Source organism: Hydrogenophaga taeniospiralis, assembly GCF_020510445.1.
In the GTDB taxonomy this organism is placed as follows: Bacteria; Pseudomonadota; Gammaproteobacteria; order Burkholderiales; family Burkholderiaceae_C; genus Hydrogenophaga.
Window position 1 is genome coordinate 3,146,385 of record NZ_JAHBAG010000001.1, and the last position, 16,247, is coordinate 3,162,631.

Here is a 16,247-nt window from a genome sequence, read left to right on the forward strand (position 1 = left end):
GGACATTCCATGCGAAAAATCTACCCCCTGCGGCCCGAAGGCAAACACCCGGACCGCGTGCTCGACGCCGTCAAACACGACATCCGCAAATACATGAAGCGCGAGCGCCGCCGCGCATTGCCCGAAGGCGCGAGCTTCTGGGACTTTGACTGCCGCTTCGGCGCCGACAAAGACAGTGCGCAAACCGCGAACCCGGCCGAGCTGATCGGCCTGCTCGACGCGCTGGCCAAGGCCGGTGGCGAGCAGTGCTATGTGGAACTGCTCGCCAAACCCGGCGTGCGCCAGCCGCGCCCGGCGGAAGAACCGGCCAGCCCCGCCGCAGCCGCCCCCGGAACGGACGCGGCCGAGGACTGAGTCTTACGGTTTGGTGGGGGCCTGCGCCGCGGCAGCCGCTGCGCGCAGCTTGTCTTTCTTGCTCGGGCGTTTGCCCTTGACGCCACCCGTGCCCGGCTCGGCCTGCGTGGCAACCTCGCTGGGTTCGAACCCGGCCACTGCTTCCAGCGGCAGGCTCATGCCCTGGCGCTTTTCGATCAGGCGCCAGTGGGGCAGGGTCGATGCACTCACGAAACTCACCGCCAGCCCACTTTCGCCCGCACGGCCGGTGCGGCCGATGCGGTGCACATAGTCCACCGCCGAGCGCGGCAGGTCGTAGTTCACCACCACGGGCAGTTGCGCGATGTCGATGCCGCGCGCGGCCAGGTCGGTGGTGACGACCACGTCCCAGCGCTTTTCCTTGAACTCGGCCAGCGCCTGTTTGCGCGCGCCCTGGCTCAGGCCGCCGTGAAACGAGGTGGCGAACAGGTCGCCGTGGTGCAGCTTATTGGCCACGCGATCGGCGCTGTACTGCGTGGCCACGAACACCAGCACACGTTCCCAGCGGTTGTCTTTGATGAGCTGGCGCAGCAGCTGGGTGCGCCGGCTCGCGTCGACCATGATCGCGCGCTGCAGCACCACGGCCTCGGCTTGCGCTGGTGTGGGCACGTCCACCCGCTGCGGGTCGCGCAGCAGGCCACCGGCCAGCGCCTGCACCGCGGGCGGGAAGGTGGCCGAGAAAAACAGGTTCTGGCGCTGCGCCGGCAACTGCGCGAGCACGCGCTGGAGTTCGTCGGCAAAGCCCAGGTCGAGCAGGCGGTCGGCTTCGTCGAGCACCAGCAGCTCCACCGCCGACAGGCGCAAGGCGTTGTGCTCCACCAGATCGAGCAGGCGCCCGGGCGTGGCGACCACCACGTCGGCACCGCCGCGCAGCGCCATGAGCTGCGGGTTGATGGACACGCCACCGAACGCCACCGCCACCTTGGGCCGGTTCGGCAGGTGCTGCGCCAGGCTGCGCACGACCTCACCCACCTGGGCGGCGAGTTCGCGCGTGGGCACCAGCACCAGGGCGCGCACGCGCCGTGGCGTGTGCACCGCGCCGGTCTGCAGGCGTTGCAGCAAGGGCAGGGCAAAGGCTGCGGTCTTTCCGGAGCCGGTCTGGGCCGTGGCCAGCAGATCGGCGCCGCCCAGCACCGCGGGAATGGCTTCCAGCTGAATGGGGGTGGGGGCGGTGAAGCCGAGTTCGGCGGCGGCTTTGGCGAGGGATGGGGCAAGCCCGAGGGATGTGAATGGCATGGGTCGGTGTTTTGGCCCAGTTTAACGGGCGCCTCCCGCGCGGCAGCCCGCGTTACGATCCGGGCCCATGAAAAGCAAGTTGTCTTCCTTGGGCGGCCTGGTGTATTCCACCGAAGCGGGTCGCATGTGCCCCGGTTGCCGCCAGCCGGTGGCGCAATGCACCTGCGGCCAGAAGCCGGTGCCGGCGGGCGACGGCACCGTGCGCGTCTCGCGCGAAACCAAGGGCCGCGGCGGCAAGGCCGTGACCCTGGTCAAGGGGGTTGCGCTGGACGCTGCCGGGCTGGCCGCGCTGGGCAAGCAACTCAAGGCGGCCTGCGGGACCGGGGGCACGGTGAAAGACGGCGTGATCGAGATCCAGGGCGACCACATCGAGCGGGTGATGGCGGCGCTGAAAGCGCAGGGTCACAACGTCAAACGCGCGGGTGGTTGAAGCGAAAACCGACCCCGCGGCGCTTCGCTGCGGCTAAAAGAGCCGCGCCCACCACAGTCGCAGCCGCATGCCGATCTCGCTGGTGTAGCCGACGCTGGCACCGCGCAGCTGGCCTTGGGCATCGACCACCACAAAGGCCGGGACCGCCTTGAAGCCGAGGGTGTGGGCGATCTCGCCCTGCGGGTCCACGGCGGTGGCCCAGGGCAGCTGCCGCTGCGCCAGCACGCGGGCCACGGCCTCGGGCGGACCGGACTGCATGGCCACGGTGAGCACCGGCCAGTCGCGCGCCAGGCGGGTGACGCTGTGTTCTTCGGTGCGGCAGATCGGGCACCACTCGGCCCACAGGTGCAGCGCCACCGGCTGCCCGGGGTGGGTGGCGCGCCACGCGCCCAGCGTGGTGTGGGTGCGGCTGCCGTCGGGGTTCAGCAGGGTCAGGTGGAGCCCGGGGTCGGGAGCGGGCGGCACATCGCGCGTCTGCCAGGCCTGCACACCCACCACCACGGCCACCACCAGCAGCAGGGTGCCGAGGTGGCTTTTCCACCGCTGACGCAGTTGGGCCAGACGTTGTCGCAGCACGTTCAGAGTTCGCCGACGGCGATCAGCGACAACAGATCGGGCTGCATCAGCTCGTCGAGGGCGGGGTCGGGCGGGGCCCAGAGCCTGAGCAGCAGCACGGCCGCCAGGCCCAGGGCCAGCAGCGTGCCGCTCCACGCGATCGGGTGGTGGCGCCAGCCGGCCTGCAGGGCCGCCAGCGGGCCCGCGGGCAGGCTCTGGCCCTGCGCGGTTCGCATGCGCCACTGCTCCAGGGCCCGGGACTCCAGCGCCTCCAGGCCGTCGGCGGGTGCATGGGCCAGGGTTTCGCGCAGGCGTTGGCGCAGTCCGAGGTCGTCCGGCGGGGCAGGCGGTGTGGCGGGTGGTTTCGGGGTGTTCATGGGGCGGCTTCCTGCAACAGGCTTCTGAGGGCCATTTTGGCCCGGTACAGCAGTTGATGCGCGGCGTTGGTGTCGAGTTCCAGGGCGCGAGCAATCTGCGGGACATCGGCGTCGGCGTAGGCCCACATGGCCAGGGCCATGCGCTGGCGGGCCGGCAGCCGTGCCATGGCGGCCTGCAGCTGCGGGGCGCTCAGGGCCGGCAGCGGGTCGGCGTCGGCCCGCTGGGCGTGCTGCCACGCGTCGGAGAGTTCGACGAGCTGCTCGTGGTCGGCGCTGAGTTCGTGGCGCCGGGTCAGCCAGGTCTTGCAGCGGTTGATGACGATGGTGTTGAAGTAGGTGGCCAGCGTGGCGCCGTGGGCATCGCTCGGGCGGCTGCCCCACAGGCGCAGGAAGGCCTCCTGCACCACGTCTTCAGCGTCTTCGCGCCGCGCCAGCATCTGCATCGCCAGGCCGTGCGCCTGGGGTGTGAGCTGGTGCACCAGCCGGGTGGCGCTGGCGGCGTCGCCCGTGCAGGCCGCGTGCCACAGGGCCCAGCCGTCGGGACGGCTACCGGACAAGCCGGGCGGCAGCAGCGCGCGGCCGACCCAGCGGCCCAGCTGGGTGAGCGAGCCGCCGAAGCTGGCCGCCGCCTGGGGGTCTTGTAGGGGCGCGCTCACGGGGCCGAGAGCTTTTCGCGCAAGGCCCTGCGCTCTTTGGGACTGAGCTTGTCCAGCATCTCGCGCCGCTGCCGCAACAGCTCGCGACGCTCGGCCGGCGTCATGGCCCGCACCTGTTCGCGGCGCTCGTCGGCGAAGCGGCGTTTTTCCTCGGGCGTGAGGGCCTGCCAGCGCTGGCGGGTCTGTTCGATCAGGGCCTGGCGTTCGCTGGGCGAAAGGGCTTCGAGCTGCTGGCGCAGCCGCTGGCGGAAGGCCTTGCGTTCCTCGGGCGAGGCGAGCTTGAGCTGGCGTTTGATCTCGGCCTGGCGCTCGGCCTGCTGTTGGGGCGTGAGGCGGGCCCAGTCCTGGGCGTCGGGCACCGCGACGGGGGCGGCCTGTACGGTGGCGCAGACCAGCAGCACGCTGGTGGCGAACCAGCGGCACAGGCGCGAACGGAAGGGCGTTTTCATGGGGTGGGTGATCAGGCGGTATGGGTCTTTCCCGTTTGAACCCCGCTCCAGACAGGTTCTTACGCGATACCCCAGGGTTTTACCCGGAATTGCCCGGCGCCGCGTAAGCCGGCGACCGTGCGCAGGTTCAAGGGAGGCATGGGCCAGCCCGGCCCCTGTGATTCAACCACCAAGGAAAAACACCATGACCACCTGGCTCACATCCTTCACCGCCGCCACCATCGCCGCCGTTGGCCTGACCGTGTTCGCGGGCAGTGCCAGCGCGCAGACGCCGGCCAGCCTGGCCGATCGACAGGAGCAGCGCGTGGACAACCGGCAGGAGCGGCAGGCCGATCGCATCGAGGACGGCGTGGCGTCGGGCCAGATCACCCGCCGCGAGAAGTTGCGCCTGGAGCGGCAACAGCGGCACATCAATCGCATGGAGCACCGCGCCGAGGCCGACGGGAAAGTGACGGTCCGGGAGGCCGTGCGCATTGAAAAGGCGCAGGACCGTTCCAGTCGCACGATCCGCCACGCCAAGCACGACCGCCAGCGGCGCGGCCAGTGAATCAGCGCAGTACTTCGAGCAGGCGGTCCAGCCCGCCCTCGTTGATGGCGACCATGGCCTGCTCGCGCACCTTGGGTTTGGCGTGGTAGGCCACGGACAGGCCCGCCTCGCCCATCATGGGCAGATCGTTGGCGCCGTCGCCCATGGCAATCGCCTGCTGGGGGCTGATGCCCAGCAGCGCGCAGGTCTCCAGCAGCATCTTGCGTTTTTCGGCGCCGTCGCAGATGTCGCCCCAGGGCTGGTCCACCATGCGGCCGGTCAGCTGGCCGCAGTTGGGGCCGCTTTCAATTTCCAGCACGTTCGAGCGCGTGTAGTCGATGCCCAGGCGGTCGCGGACGCGGTCCGTGAAATAGGTGAAACCGCCCGAGACCAGCAGCACTTTCATGCCCGCAGCCTTGCAGGCTTTCACCAGCGCCTCGGCCCCGGGATTCAGCTGCAGGCGTTCGGCCAGCACCTGTTCCATGTGGGCCACGGTCACGCCGCGCAGCAGCCGCACGCGCCGGCGCAGGCTTTCCTTGAAATCGGCGATCTCGCCGCGCATGGTGGCTTCCGTGATGGCCGCCACCTCGGCCTTGAGCCCGGCCGCGTCGGCGATCTCATCCACGCACTCGATGTTGATGAGCGTGGAATCCATGTCGAACGCGATGAGCTTGAAGTCCTTCAGGTTCAGCGGCGGCGTGAAGCCCTGGACGATGAGGCCGGGGGCGAATTCGGAGGTGGAAGTCATCCCGGAATTATCGCGGGAGCCGGGAACACCGTTCCGCTCAGGACTTGGGTTGCGCCAGCACCTTGGAGATCGTGCCGATCTGCGCCCTCAGATCGTCGCCCACCAGATCGGCCACCGATTGCTGGTCGCTGGTGACGGTGAAGCCGGCGGCCTGCAGCCGGTTTTTGACATCGTCGGTGCTGGTGCCGGCCACCTGGGCCAGCACGGTGATCGGGGCCTTGGCCAGGGCGCGCACCGGTGGCGCAAAGCCGGGCTCGCTGCCTCCAGCGCCGCCGACCGGGATGAAGCTCAGGGCCAGCACCGCGAACGATCCGATCACCACCCAGCGCCCGGAGGAGTTCTGCAGATGCCGTTTCACGGCAGGCAGGTTGAGCAGCGCATGCAGCACCACGGCGCCCAGCATCAGCCAGCCCAGCCATTCGTGCGCCGCCTTGTTCAGGCCGGTGTCGAGGTGGAAGAACATCAGGGCGCCCGTCACAGCGGACAGGGCAAAGCTGCCCATCACCAGAGGGGTGATCCAGGGGCGTTGATTGGCGAGGTTCATGGTCGTTTTCTCCGTCAAATGATCGAGCCGCAATGGTGCGGCTGGCATTTGAAGTTTGGTTTCCGGCGCATGAACGCCACGTGAACGGGGCCGCTGCGGGCACCCCGGCGCACGTCAGAAGGGGGTTCCCTTGATCTGGGTCAAACCGCGCCAGCGGCGCGGGGGGCGCTCATCGGCTGACCCAGGGCCTTGAGCACGTCGCGCACCAGTTGCACCCGGTCTTTCACCTCGGGCAGCGCGCGTTCAATGCGCAGCTTTTCGTTGCCCGCGAGCTTGATGTGCCGGTTTTTCTGGATCAGCTCGATGATGCGCATGGGCTCGACCGGCGGGTTGGCCTTGAAGGTGATGTTCGTGACGCCGGGTGCCGCATCAACCTTCACCACGCCATAGGGCGCGCTGATGCAGCGCAGGCGGTGCACGTCGATCAGCGTCTGTGCCTGGGCCGGCAGCTTGCCGAAGCGGTCCACGATCTCTTCGAGCAGACCATCCACCTGGTCGGTGGTCTTGGCCGTGGCGAGTTTCTTGTAGAACGACAGTCGCAGGTGCACGTCGCCGCAGTAGTCGTTGGGCAGCAGGGCCGGGGCGTGCAGGTTGATGTCGGTGGTGACCGAGAGCGGCGAGAGCAGGTCGGGTTCGCGTCCGGCTTTGAGCGAACGCACGGCTTCGTTGAGCATCTCGTTGTAGAGCTGGAAGCCCACTTCGAGCATGTTGCCGCTCTGGTTCTCGCCCAGCACCTCGCCGGCGCCGCGGATTTCCAGGTCGTGCATGGCGAGGTAGAAACCGCTGCCCAGTTCTTCCATCTGCTGGATCGCGTCCAGTCGCTGCGAGGCCTGTTTGGTCAGGCCTTCGATCTCGGGCACCAGCAGGTAGGCGTAGGCCTGGTGGTGGCTGCGGCCCACGCGGCCGCGCAGCTGGTGCAGCTGGGCCAGGCCGAACTTGTCGGCGCGGCTCATCACGATGGTGTTGGCGGTGGGCACGTCGATGCCGGTTTCGATGATGGTGGAGCACAGCAGCAGGTTGTAGCGCTGGGCCACGAAGTCGCGCATCACGCGCTCCAGATCGCGCTCGGGCATCTGGCCGTGGGCGATGGCGATGCGCGCCTCGGGCAGGATCTCTTCGAGCTTCTGCTTGCGGTTCTCGATCGTCTCGACCTCGTTGTGCAGGAAGTAGACCTGGCCGCCGCGCTTCAACTCGCGCAGCACGGCTTCGCGGATCACGCCGTTGCCTTCGTTGCGCACAAAGGTCTTGATCGCCAGTCGGCGCTGCGGCGCGGTCGCGATCACGCTCAGATCGCGCAGGCCTTCGAGCGCCATGCCCAGCGTGCGCGGGATCGGCGTGGCGGTGAGCGTGAGCACGTCAACCTCGGCCCGCATGGCCTTCATGGCCTCCTTGTGGCGCACGCCGAAGCGGTGTTCCTCGTCGATGATGAGCAGGCCCAGGTCGTGGAACTTGGTCGATTCGCTCAGCAGCTTGTGCGTGCCCACCACGATGTCCACGGTGCCGTCGGCAATGCCCTTGATGGCGGCCGTGATCTCCTTGCCGGAACGAAAGCGCGACACCTCGGCCACCTTCACCGGCCACTTGGCGAAGCGGTCCACCAGGGTCTGGTAGTGCTGCTCGGCCAGCAGCGTGGTCGGTGCGAGGAACGCCACCTGGCGCCCACCCGTCACGGCCACGAAGGCGGCGCGCAGGGCGACCTCGGTCTTGCCGAAACCCACGTCGCCGCAGACCAGGCGGTCCATCGGGCGCGGGCTGATCATGTCCTGGATCACGGCGTGGATCGCGCCGCGCTGGTCGGCGGTTTCTTCAAAGCCGAAGTCGTTGGCGAAGATCTCGTAGTCTTGCGCCGAGAAACGGAACGCATGGCCCTGGCGCGCGGCGCGGCGGGCGTAGATGTTGAGCAGCTCGGCGGCGGCGTCGCGCACCTGCTCGGCGGCCTTTCGTTTGGCTTTCTCCCACTGGCCGCTGCCCAGGCGGTGCAGCGGCGCCTCGTCGGCGCTCACGCCGGTGTAGCGGCCGATCAGCTGCAGTTGGCTCACCGGCACGTAGAGCACGGCCTTGTCGGCGTACTCCAGGTGCAGGAACTCCATCAGCGCGGGCGTGCCGTCCGGGTTCTTCTCGCCCATGTCCATGTGGATCAGGCCGCGGTAGCGGCCGATGCCGTGGGCGTTGTGCACCACCGGGTCGCCCACGTTGAGCTCGGACAGGTCCTTGATCAGCGCGTCGACGTCGCTGACCTGTTCCTGCTTCTTGCGCCGGCGCGTGGTGGGGCCGGTGGCGAAGAGTTCGGTCTCGGTGACGAAGTCGATGCCGCCTTCGAGCCAGGAGAAGCCCACCGTCAAGGCGGCGGTGGCGATGCCGGTTGGTTCATCGCTGCCCTGGAATTCGGTCAGCGAATCGAAGGCCGGCGGGTTCAGGCCGCTGGCGCGCAGGAAGTCCAGCAGGCTCTCGCGCCGGCCATCGCTTTCGGCCAGCAGCAGCACGCGGTGCGCGCTGTTGCGCATGTGGCCCTGCAGGCGCGCGAGCGGGTCTTCGGCGCCGCGCAGCACCGACAGATCGCCCAGCTTCTGCGCGAAGGCGTTGTCGGCCACGTCTTCCACCGCCGGTCGGATGGCGAGCTGGGCGTGGGCGTTGGCTCCGGTGTAGAACTGCTCGGCCGAGAGAAACAGGCTCTCGGGCGGCAGGGTGGGGCGCTCGGGGTCGCCCTTGACGAGGCGGTAGCGGTCCTGCGTGTCCTGCCAGAAGCGCTGGAAGGCGGGCTCCAGGTCGCCATGCAGCACCACGGTGGCTGCTTCACCGAGGTAGTCGAACACCGTGGCGGTCTGCTCGAAGAACAGCGGCAGGTAGTACTCGATGCCGGCGGTGGCCACGCCGTTGCCCATGTCTTTGTAGATGCGGCTCTTGGTCGGGTCGCCGTCGAGCAGTTCGCGCCAGCGGCTGCGGAATTTGGCGCGCGCCGCGTCGTCCATCGGAAACTCACGCCCAGGCAGCAGCCGCACCTCGGGCACCGGGTACAGGCTGCGCTGGCTGTCGGGGTCGAAGGTGCGGATGCTGTCGATCTCGTCGTCGAACAGGTCCACGCGGTAGGGCACGGGCGAGCCCATGGGGAAGAGGTCGATCAGGCCGCCGCGCACCGCGTACTCGCCCGGGCTCACCACCTGGGTCACGTGCTGGTAGCCGGCCAGCGTGAGCTGGCTCTTGAGTTTGGCCTCGTCGAGCTTTTGCTTGACCTTGAAGTGAAAGGTGTAGCCGGCCAGAAAGGCCGGCGGCGCCAGCCGGTACAGCGCGGTGGTGGCGGGCACCAGCACCACGTCGGCGCCGGTGTCCTTGTCGTGCTGCTGGATGCGCCAGAGCGTGGCCAGGCGCTCGGAGATCAGGTCCTGGTGCGGCGAAAACGTGTCGTAGGGCAGGGTCTCCCAGTCCGGGAACAGCGCGCAGCGCAGGCCAGGCGCGAAGAACGCCATCTCGTCGATCAGGCGCTGCGCGTCGGTGGCGTCGGCGGTGACGATGGCGGTGACCCGGCCGGCGGCCTTCTCGCGCTCACCGAGCCGGGCCAGCAGCAGAGCGTCGGCCGCGCCGCTGGGGCGCGGCTGCGTGAAGCGTTTGCCGGGGGTGAGTTTGGGCAGGTCCATGCGGGCGGGGGTGGTGAATGAGGGCGGTGGGCGCGGCGGGCCAACCGGACCCGCCATGACGAACACCCCCCGTCCAGCTGGGCGGGGGGTGTGAAAACACTGATTCTAGAATGCGCACAAGCCATGACCGATACCGCCCACCCGATTCCCCCCGCGCTTGCTCCCCGTTGCCACGTGCTGCTGCCTTGTGCAGGAACTGGGTCGCGCGCGGGCACGGCGGGTCCCAAGCAATACGAGCGCGTGGCCGGCTTGCCCATGGTGTTGCACACCCTGGCCGCGTTTCAGGCCGTGCCACGCATTGCCCAGTGCCTGATCGTCATCGCGCCGGGGGACCGGTTTCTCAGCGTGGACCACCCGAGCGTGGTGCTGGCGCGCTGCGGTGGCCGTTCCCGCGCGGAGAGCGTGTTCAACGGCCTGCACGAGCTGCTGGCCCAGGGAGCGGCGCAGGACGACTGGGTGCTGGTGCACGATGCGGCGCGCTGCCTGGTCACGCCGGCCCAGATCAACGCCTTGCTCGACGCCTGCGAAAACGACCCCGTGGGCGGGCTGCTGGCGCTCAAGCTGCCCGACACCCTGAAGACCGAGGCTGGCGGCCGCGTGGCGGCCACGGTGGACCGCTCCGACAAATGGCTGGCCCAGACGCCGCAGATGTTCCGCCTCGGTGCGCTGCGCGACGCGCTCGCCGCGCAGGCCGACAGCGGGTTCGCCGGGGTGACCGACGAGGCCAGCGCCATGGAGCTGGCGGGCCACCGTCCGCTGCTGGTGCCCGGCAGCGCGCAGAACTTCAAGGTCACCTACCCGGAAGACTTTGCCCTGGCCGAGGCCATTCTGAACAACCGAACCTGAGCAGGAACCCCCAATGAATCCCTCGCCATTCAGTCTGCGCATCGGTGAAGGCTGGGACGTCCACGCATTGGTGCCCGGCCGCCCGCTCATCGTCGGTGGGGTGCGCATCCCGCACATGTTGGGCTTGCTCGGACATTCGGACGCCGACGTGCTGCTGCATGCGATCACCGACGCCTTGCTGGGCGCGGCCGCGCTGGGCGACATCGGCCGTCACTTCCCCGACACCGACCAGCACTTCAAAGGGGCCGACTCCAGCGTGTTGCTGGCCGAAGCGGCGCGCCGCGTGCGCGATGCCGGTTTTGAAATCGTCAACATCGACAGCACCGTGATTGCCCAGGCGCCCAAGCTGGCGCCGCACATCGGCGCCATGTGCGAGAGCATTGCGCGCGCCCTGGGGGTGGCGGTCGGCCGGGTGAACGTGAAAGCCAAGACGGCCGAGAAGCTCGGGCCGGTGGGGCAGGGACTGTCGATGGAAGCGCGCGCCGTGGTCCTGCTGAACGCGCAGGCATAGCGCCGGGCAGCGACCCGCGCGGCGGCTGGACTCAGTCCGGGGCTTTGGGCAGTTTCATGTGGGCGGACAGGCCGCCTGTGCTGCTGTTGGCCATGGCAAAGCGCCCGCCCATGCGGGCGATGGCCCGCTCCACGATCGCCAACCCCAGGCCGGTGCCAGTGGCCGACGAGCGCGAGGCATCGCCCCGGAAAAACGGTTGTGTGAGGTGTTGCAACTGATCGGGGCTGACCCCGGGGCCGTGGTCGCGCAGCTTGACGAGCACCCAGTCGTCCCGAATCTTGGCGGCGATCCCCACTTCGGCCATGCCCGTCTCCGGATTGCGACCGTAGCGCTGGGTGTTCTCCAGCAGGTTGGAGAACACCCGCTGCAGCTCCACCGCCTCACCCAGCACGAAGGTGTCGGGGGGAATCTGGGTTTCGATGATCAGGGTGGGGTCGTTGCCCAGCGAAAAGATCGCGGCGTCGACCACCTGGTTGAGGTTGACCCGGTCGGGCTTCAGCTGGTCGGGGCGTGCGTAGTCCAGGAACTTGTCGATGATGGCGTTGACCTGTTCGATGTCCGCCGTCATGTGTTCACGGGCCTGCGGGTCGGCCACGCTCATCTCGGTTTCGAGCCGCAGCCGCGCCAGTGGCGTGCGCAGGTCGTGCGAGATGCCGGCCAGCATGAGCGCGCGGTCCTGCTCGACCTTGGACAGACGCTGTGCCATGCGGTTGAAGCCGATGTTGACTTCACGGATCTCGCTGGTGGCGACCATTTCGTTGAGTTGACTGGCGTTGAAGTCCCCTTCGCGCACCCGGCTGGCGGCAAACGAGAGCTTCTTCAGGGGGTGGTTGATCAGCCGCGCGATCAGCGCCGCACCGGCCAGGGACAGCGCGGCGGCGGTGGCCAGCCAGATCAGCCAGGTGGCGCCGGTCACCGGTCCGACGCGGGAGGGGTCGGTCAGCAGCCAGTAGGGGTCATCGTCGATGTTGAATCCCACCCACAGCCCGGGAAAACCGTTGACCTCCCGGGCGACCACGGTGCCCGGGCCCAGCCGCGCGCTCAGGCGCTCGCTGATGTTCTGGCTGAGCGAGTCGGTGTTGTAGAGCTTGTAGGTGTCGTTGGGCTCGCGCGGCGCGATGCGCACGCCTTCTTCGTCGGCCAGTGTCTTGACCAGCGATACCCGGGCAATGGAATCCGAATGCACCAGCGCGGCGCGGCTGAGGTTGACCAGCGAGGCCAGTTGCTGCGCGCTTTGCAGCGCGCGCGGCTCGAACTCCAGCGCACGAAAGGTTTGCAGCCAGGCAACGATGCAGCCCACGAGAAGCAGGGCGAGGAAGAAAAACGTGCGCCAGAACAGGCTCACGCCGCGTTGCGGACGCATCTCCAGCGGGGCCGGCGCGGTCTCCAGCGCCGCCGGCTGGGTTTCAAAAGGGACGCGCGAGTCGCGCGTCGGTACAGCGCTCACTGGACTACCTCCGTGTTGCGCACTGTGGGACTGAGCGCCTCGGCCGGGCAGCGCTCACCGGAGCACCTTCGCCCTGCGGGTTGCGGTGCGAGCTTGCTTGGGAGTGGCTCGGCGCGGCGGTCATGTGTTGCCGTCGGGAACAAAGACATAGCCCACACCCCACACGGTCTGCAGGTAGCGCGGCGAAGCAGCGTCTTCTTCAATGAGTTTGCGCAGACGCGAGACCTGCACGTCCAGGCTGCGGTCGAACGGCTCGAACTCGCGACCACGCGCCAGCTGCGCGAGTTTTTCGCGTGAGAGCGGCTGGCGGGGGTGGCGCACCAGGGCCTTGAGCATGGCGAATTCGCCGGTGGTCAGTGGCAAGTCCTCGCCCTGCTTGCGCAGCGTGCGCAGGCTCAGGTCGAATTCGAACGGACCGAAGTTGACCACCTCGGCTTCCTGCGACGGGGCGCCCGGTACTTCGGTGGGCGGGCGGCGGCGCAGCACAGCGTGGATGCGGGCCAGCAGTTCGCGCGGGTTGAACGGTTTGCCCAGGTAGTCGTCGGCACCGACTTCCAGTCCGACGATCCGGTCCACGTCTTCGCTCTTGGCGGTCAGCATGATGATGGGGGTCCGGTCACCGTTGGCGCGCAGGCGTCTGCAGATGGACAGACCATCCTCGCCGGGCATCATCAGGTCCAGCACGATCAGGTCGACCGACTCGCGCTGGAGCACCCGGTTCAGTGCCTTGCCGTCTTCGGCCAGCATGACTTCAAAGCCTTCCTGCATCAGGTAGCGGCGCAGCAGATCACGGATGCGGACATCGTCGTCCACAACCAGAATCTTGTTGGGGCGGGCGTTGGTTTGCGACATGGAAGTGACCTCCGGAAAATGTAACAAACGCGATTGTGGCAGCGGTAAACGCCTGTCAGCACTGGTTTTTTGTTTTCCTGACCGGCTGTTACAAATGTTGCGTCGGATGGCATCTGCTTCACCGGGCGCGCATCTCACAATCGCTGAAACGTGGATACTTGGTGGCTCATGAAGACGTATTTGTCATCCCTGATGTTGTTGTTCGTGCTCGGTCCGGTCTTTGCCCAGGCGCCGAATGGTCGCGGTGATGCCCTGATGGGCGCCACGGTGGAGGTCGTGCCATCCGAGGCCGGCGAAGAGCGCGAGACACGCAGCCATACACGGCTGCGTGACAGCCTGCGGCTTCCACTGGATGAACGGGATGACGTCGGCAAGCCGTACCGGTTGACGCTGGAAGAGCGCCACCTTTTGCGCGAGCAGCTTCGCAGCCAGACCAACAACCTCCACAAAAAGTAATTCATGTCGCCATTTTCCGGACGCTCCGCCTTTTCTGACCGATTTCATCGCCGCCTTGTCATCCTCATCCTGTTGATCGCCAGTGGCGGTGGCAGCGCCTGGGCCCAGGCGCCCCAGGAGGGCAAAGAGCCGGCCAACATCGTGAACATCGCAGCCAGCGGGTTTCTGGAAGTCCAGCAGGACTGGCTCAGCATGAGCCTGAACACCACCCGGGACGGTCCCGACGCCGCCACCGTGCAGAACCAGCTCAAGGTGGCACTGGACGCTGCGCTCGTGGTGGCCAGGACGGCGGCCCAGCCCCAGCAAATGGAGGTGCGCACCGGTCAGTTTTCTCTATACCCGCGTTACGGCACCAACGGCAAGATCAACGGTTGGCAGGGCAGTACCGAGCTCGTGATCGAAGGGCGCGATTTCGCGCGCATCAGCACCACGGCCGGAAAGATCCAGACCCTGACCATGGGCCAAGTGGGCTTTTCGCTTTCGCGAGAGGCACGGCAAAAGCTGGAGGCCGACGTGCAGGCCCTGGCCATTGATCGTTTCAAGGCCCGGGCCAATGACGTGGCCAAGGGGTTTGGTTTCACTGGCTACACCTTGCGCGAGGTCTCCATCAGTTCGGCCGACCAGGAGAACGCTCCGATACCCATGCGCATGCTGGCCCAATCGGCCAAGTCGGTGGCGGATACCTCTCCCGTGTCCGCGGAAGCGGGCAAGAGCATGGTGAACGTGACCGTGTCCGGTTCCATCCAGCTGCGCTGAAACGGACGGGTGTTCCGCGCAGCAAAAAGGCCCGCGAAGCGGGCCTTTCCATCGATGACGGGATTTGCAGCCTTATTGCGCCACCCAGCCACCGTCCATGTTCCAGGCCACGCCGCGCACATTGTTGCCCGCCGGCGAGCAGAAAAACACCGCCAGTTCGCCCAGCTCTTCGGGTGTGGTGAACTGCATGGACGGCTCCTTTTCGCCGAGCAGCACCTTCTTGGCGTCCTCGTTGGAAATGCCCAGGGCTCCGGCCTTGGCATCCACCTGCTTTTGCACCAGCGGCGTGAGCACCCAGCCCGGGCAGATCGCGTTGCAGGTCACGCCGGAGGTGGCGTTTTCCAGCGCGGTGACCTTGGTCAGACCGATCACACCGTGTTTGGCCGCGACGTAGGCCGATTTTTCGGCCGATCCCACCAGGCCGTGGACCGACGCCACGTTGATGATGCGGCCCCAGTTGGCGGCCCGCATGGCTGGCAGCGCCAGGCGCGTGGCGTGGAACGCGCTGGTGAGGTTGATGGCGATGATGGCATCCCAGCGTTCCACGGGAAAGTCCTCCACCCGGGCCACGTGCTGGATGCCGGCGTTGTTGACGAGGATGTCCACCTGGCCAAACCGGGACGCGGCAAACGCCATCATGTCCTCGATCTCGGCGGGTTTGCTCATGTCGGCGCCGTGGTAGGCCACCTTCGCGCCCAGTGCCGCGATCTCGGCCTTGGGGCCTTCGGCGTCACCAAAACCGTTGAGCACGATGTTGGCGCCCTGACGCGCCAGCGCCTTGGCAATACCCAGTCCGATGCCGCTGGTGGAGCCGGTGACAAGGGCGGTTTTGTTTGCAAGCATGGGTAAGCTCCAGTTCCATTACGATTCGTTGAGAGACGCTGAAAACATTATCACGGACGCTCAGGGGCACAAGACCAGCATGCAGGAACCCACGCTCAACTTTCTGCCCGTCAGCGGGCCCGCCGCCCAGGGTGGTGTGCCACGGCGCATGGCCTATTGGGACTGGCCCACGACCGGTGCCACCACGGCCCACGTGGTGGTGTGCGTGCATGGCCTGTCGCGGCAGGGGCGCGACTTCGACACCCTCGCGCGCAGCCTGACCAGCCGCTGCCGCGTGATCGCGGTGGACGTGGCGGGGAGGGGTCACAGCGACTGGTTGCAGGACCCCATGGCCTATCAACTCGGCACGTATGCGGCCGACCTCGCCACGCTGTTGGCGCAATTGCGCGCGCAGACGCCCGGGGTGCGGATCGACTGGGTGGGCACCAGCATGGGGGGGCTGATCGGTATGGCGCTGGCGGCGCAGCCCGCACTGGCGCCACACAGGCTGGTGCTCAACGATGTCGGGCCTGTGATCCAGTGGGAGGCCTTGCAGCGCATTGGCAACTACCTGGGGCTGAACCCGTCGTTTGCGAGCGAACAGGCGGCGATGGACTACCTGGCGTCCATCTCGCCGGGGTTCGGACCGCACAGTCCGGAGCAATGGCGGGCCTTGTCATTGCCCATGCTGCGTGAGCGCGATGGCCGCTGGTGGCTGCATTACGACCCGGCGATCGCGTTGCCTTTCAAGGCTTTGATGGCCGGGGACGAGTCCGTTTCGAGACAGGCCGTGCGCGAGGGTGAAGCAGCCCTGTGGGCACTGTACGACAGCATCACCGCACCGACCTTGCTGCTGCGTGGCACCGGGTCGGATCTGCTCACGCCGGAGACGGCGGAGCTGATGACCCGGCGCGGTCCTTGCGCGCGTTGCGTGTCGTTCGAGGGTGTGGGCCATGCGCCCACGCTGGTGGCCGCCGATCAATGGTCCGCGGTTCGGGATTTTTTATGGGCTGCGTGAGTGCGTCCCGGGAT

At 67.7% G+C, this 16,247-nt stretch carries 19 protein-coding genes; 8 read left to right on the top strand and 11 right to left on the bottom strand.

Annotated features, from left to right (window positions below; all coding sequences use genetic code 11):
* Positions 1 to 9: 9 nt before the first annotated feature.
* Positions 10 to 354: a DUF6172 family protein gene (locus tag KIH07_RS15065; RefSeq protein WP_226492747.1), complete on the top strand. Its 345-nt coding sequence runs from the start codon at positions 10 to 12 to the stop codon at positions 352 to 354.
* A 3-nt stretch (positions 355 to 357) separates the two neighbouring features.
* On the opposite strand, the gene KIH07_RS15070 is transcribed toward KIH07_RS15065, so the two are convergent.
* Entirely contained in the window at positions 358 to 1,608 is a 1,251-nt protein-coding gene (locus KIH07_RS15070) for a DEAD/DEAH box helicase (protein WP_226492748.1), read from the bottom strand.
* Between the two features lie 67 nt (positions 1,609 to 1,675).
* On the opposite strand from KIH07_RS15070, the gene KIH07_RS15075 reads away from it, so the two are divergent.
* Entirely contained in the window at positions 1,676 to 2,038 is a 363-nt protein-coding gene (locus KIH07_RS15075) for a translation initiation factor Sui1 (protein ID WP_226492749.1), read from the top strand.
* Positions 2,039 to 2,071: 33 nt separating this feature from the next.
* On the opposite strand, the gene KIH07_RS15080 is transcribed toward KIH07_RS15075, so the two are convergent.
* The 4 genes from KIH07_RS15080 to KIH07_RS15095 are packed head-to-tail and all read right to left on the bottom strand — an operon-like array spanning position 2,072 to position 4,075.
* Entirely contained in the window at positions 2,072 to 2,614 is a 543-nt protein-coding gene (locus tag KIH07_RS15080; protein WP_226492750.1) for a redoxin domain-containing protein, read from the bottom strand.
* 2 nt (positions 2,615 to 2,616) lie between these two features.
* Positions 2,617 to 2,970, bottom strand: a complete 354-nt coding sequence (locus KIH07_RS15085; protein ID WP_226492751.1) for a hypothetical protein — start codon at positions 2,968 to 2,970, stop codon at positions 2,617 to 2,619.
* A complete protein-coding gene (locus KIH07_RS15090) occupies positions 2,967 to 3,626 on the bottom strand; it encodes an RNA polymerase sigma factor (protein WP_226492752.1) in 660 nt (219 codons plus the stop codon). Before KIH07_RS15090 ends, KIH07_RS15085 begins: the two co-directional genes overlap by 4 nt.
* Complete coding sequence (locus KIH07_RS15095) at positions 3,623 to 4,075, bottom strand: DUF3106 domain-containing protein (protein WP_226492753.1); 453 nt, start codon at positions 4,073 to 4,075, stop codon at positions 3,623 to 3,625. Before KIH07_RS15095 ends, KIH07_RS15090 begins: the two co-directional genes overlap by 4 nt.
* Positions 4,076 to 4,259: 184 nt before the next feature.
* On the opposite strand from KIH07_RS15095, the gene KIH07_RS15100 reads away from it, so the two are divergent.
* Positions 4,260 to 4,622 (top strand): hypothetical protein, encoded by a 363-nt coding sequence (locus KIH07_RS15100; protein WP_226492754.1) that lies wholly within the window; start codon positions 4,260 to 4,262, stop codon positions 4,620 to 4,622.
* A gap of 1 nt (position 4,623) precedes the next feature.
* On the opposite strand, the gene serB is transcribed toward KIH07_RS15100, so the two are convergent.
* From serB to mfd, 3 genes are all read right to left on the bottom strand, one after another.
* A complete protein-coding gene (gene serB, locus KIH07_RS15105) occupies positions 4,624 to 5,349 on the bottom strand; it encodes a phosphoserine phosphatase SerB (protein ID WP_226492755.1) in 726 nt (241 codons plus the stop codon).
* Positions 5,350 to 5,386: 37 nt separating this feature from the next.
* Complete coding sequence (locus KIH07_RS15110; RefSeq protein WP_226492756.1) at positions 5,387 to 5,893, bottom strand: DUF4405 domain-containing protein; 507 nt, start codon at positions 5,891 to 5,893, stop codon at positions 5,387 to 5,389.
* A 140-nt stretch (positions 5,894 to 6,033) separates the two neighbouring features.
* A complete protein-coding gene (mfd, locus tag KIH07_RS15115; RefSeq protein ID WP_226492757.1) occupies positions 6,034 to 9,525 on the bottom strand; it encodes a transcription-repair coupling factor in 3,492 nt (1,163 codons plus the stop codon).
* Positions 9,526 to 9,648: 123 nt separating this feature from the next.
* On the opposite strand from mfd, the gene ispD reads away from it, so the two are divergent.
* Positions 9,649 to 10,371 (top strand): 2-C-methyl-D-erythritol 4-phosphate cytidylyltransferase, encoded by a 723-nt coding sequence (ispD, locus tag KIH07_RS15120; protein WP_226492758.1) that lies wholly within the window; start codon positions 9,649 to 9,651, stop codon positions 10,369 to 10,371.
* A gap of 13 nt (positions 10,372 to 10,384) precedes the next feature.
* Positions 10,385 to 10,882, top strand: coding sequence for a 2-C-methyl-D-erythritol 2,4-cyclodiphosphate synthase (ispF, locus tag KIH07_RS15125; protein WP_226492759.1), 498 nt, complete (start codon positions 10,385 to 10,387; stop codon positions 10,880 to 10,882).
* A gap of 31 nt (positions 10,883 to 10,913) precedes the next feature.
* Here the strand turns inward: ispF and KIH07_RS15130 are convergent, their stop codons facing one another.
* Both KIH07_RS15130 and ompR read right to left on the bottom strand, forming a co-directional pair.
* Positions 10,914 to 12,245, bottom strand: a complete 1,332-nt coding sequence (locus KIH07_RS15130) for a sensor histidine kinase (RefSeq protein WP_226494722.1) — start codon at positions 12,243 to 12,245, stop codon at positions 10,914 to 10,916.
* Positions 12,246 to 12,449: 204 nt separating this feature from the next.
* Positions 12,450 to 13,181: a two-component system response regulator OmpR gene (ompR, locus tag KIH07_RS15135; protein WP_226492760.1), complete on the bottom strand. Its 732-nt coding sequence runs from the start codon at positions 13,179 to 13,181 to the stop codon at positions 12,450 to 12,452.
* Between the two features lie 168 nt (positions 13,182 to 13,349).
* Between ompR and KIH07_RS15140 the strand changes: the two genes are divergently transcribed.
* Positions 13,350 to 13,637: a hypothetical protein gene (locus tag KIH07_RS15140; protein WP_226492761.1), complete on the top strand. Its 288-nt coding sequence runs from the start codon at positions 13,350 to 13,352 to the stop codon at positions 13,635 to 13,637.
* Positions 13,638 to 13,640: 3 nt separating this feature from the next.
* The gene (locus KIH07_RS15145; protein ID WP_226492762.1) at positions 13,641 to 14,393 is read left to right on the top strand and encodes an SIMPL domain-containing protein; all 753 of its coding nucleotides are present in this window, start codon (positions 13,641 to 13,643) and stop codon (positions 14,391 to 14,393) included.
* 72 nt (positions 14,394 to 14,465) lie between these two features.
* Here KIH07_RS15145 and KIH07_RS15150 read toward each other — a convergent pair whose 3' ends face one another.
* On the bottom strand, positions 14,466 to 15,236 hold the full coding sequence (locus KIH07_RS15150) for a 3-hydroxybutyrate dehydrogenase (RefSeq protein WP_226492763.1): 771 nt from the start codon (positions 15,234 to 15,236) through the stop codon (positions 14,466 to 14,468).
* 79 nt (positions 15,237 to 15,315) lie between these two features.
* Here KIH07_RS15150 and KIH07_RS15155 point away from each other — a divergent pair, with 79 nt between their 5' ends.
* Positions 15,316 to 16,233, top strand: coding sequence for an alpha/beta fold hydrolase (locus tag KIH07_RS15155; protein WP_226492764.1), 918 nt, complete (start codon positions 15,316 to 15,318; stop codon positions 16,231 to 16,233).
* The last annotated feature ends 14 nt before the right edge of the window (positions 16,234 to 16,247 follow it).

Bases quoted from the DNA above. Each gene is read 5' to 3' on its own strand.
- KIH07_RS15065 (WP_226492747.1), top strand. From the start codon at position 10: ATGCGAAAAATCTACCCCCTGCGGCCCGAAGGCAAACACCCGGACCGC.
- KIH07_RS15070 (WP_226492748.1), bottom strand. From the start codon at position 1,608: ATGCCATTCACATCCCTCGGGCTTGCCCCATCCCTCGCCAAAGCCGCC.
- KIH07_RS15075 (WP_226492749.1), top strand. From the start codon at position 1,676: ATGAAAAGCAAGTTGTCTTCCTTGGGCGGCCTGGTGTATTCCACCGAA.
- KIH07_RS15085 (WP_226492751.1), bottom strand. From the start codon at position 2,970: ATGAACACCCCGAAACCACCCGCCACACCGCCTGCCCCGCCGGACGAC.
- KIH07_RS15095 (WP_226492753.1), bottom strand. From the start codon at position 4,075: ATGAAAACGCCCTTCCGTTCGCGCCTGTGCCGCTGGTTCGCCACCAGC.
- KIH07_RS15100 (WP_226492754.1), top strand. From the start codon at position 4,260: ATGACCACCTGGCTCACATCCTTCACCGCCGCCACCATCGCCGCCGTT.
- serB (WP_226492755.1), bottom strand. From the start codon at position 5,349: ATGACTTCCACCTCCGAATTCGCCCCCGGCCTCATCGTCCAGGGCTTC.
- KIH07_RS15110 (WP_226492756.1), bottom strand. From the start codon at position 5,893: ATGAACCTCGCCAATCAACGCCCCTGGATCACCCCTCTGGTGATGGGC.
- mfd (WP_226492757.1), bottom strand. From the start codon at position 9,525: ATGGACCTGCCCAAACTCACCCCCGGCAAACGCTTCACGCAGCCGCGC.
- ispD (WP_226492758.1), top strand. From the start codon at position 9,649: ATGACCGATACCGCCCACCCGATTCCCCCCGCGCTTGCTCCCCGTTGC.
- ispF (WP_226492759.1), top strand. From the start codon at position 10,385: ATGAATCCCTCGCCATTCAGTCTGCGCATCGGTGAAGGCTGGGACGTC.
- KIH07_RS15130 (WP_226494722.1), bottom strand. From the start codon at position 12,245: ATGCGTCCGCAACGCGGCGTGAGCCTGTTCTGGCGCACGTTTTTCTTC.
- ompR (WP_226492760.1), bottom strand. From the start codon at position 13,181: ATGTCGCAAACCAACGCCCGCCCCAACAAGATTCTGGTTGTGGACGAC.
- KIH07_RS15140 (WP_226492761.1), top strand. From the start codon at position 13,350: ATGAAGACGTATTTGTCATCCCTGATGTTGTTGTTCGTGCTCGGTCCG.
- KIH07_RS15145 (WP_226492762.1), top strand. From the start codon at position 13,641: ATGTCGCCATTTTCCGGACGCTCCGCCTTTTCTGACCGATTTCATCGC.
- KIH07_RS15150 (WP_226492763.1), bottom strand. From the start codon at position 15,236: ATGCTTGCAAACAAAACCGCCCTTGTCACCGGCTCCACCAGCGGCATC.
- KIH07_RS15155 (WP_226492764.1), top strand. From the start codon at position 15,316: ATGCAGGAACCCACGCTCAACTTTCTGCCCGTCAGCGGGCCCGCCGCC.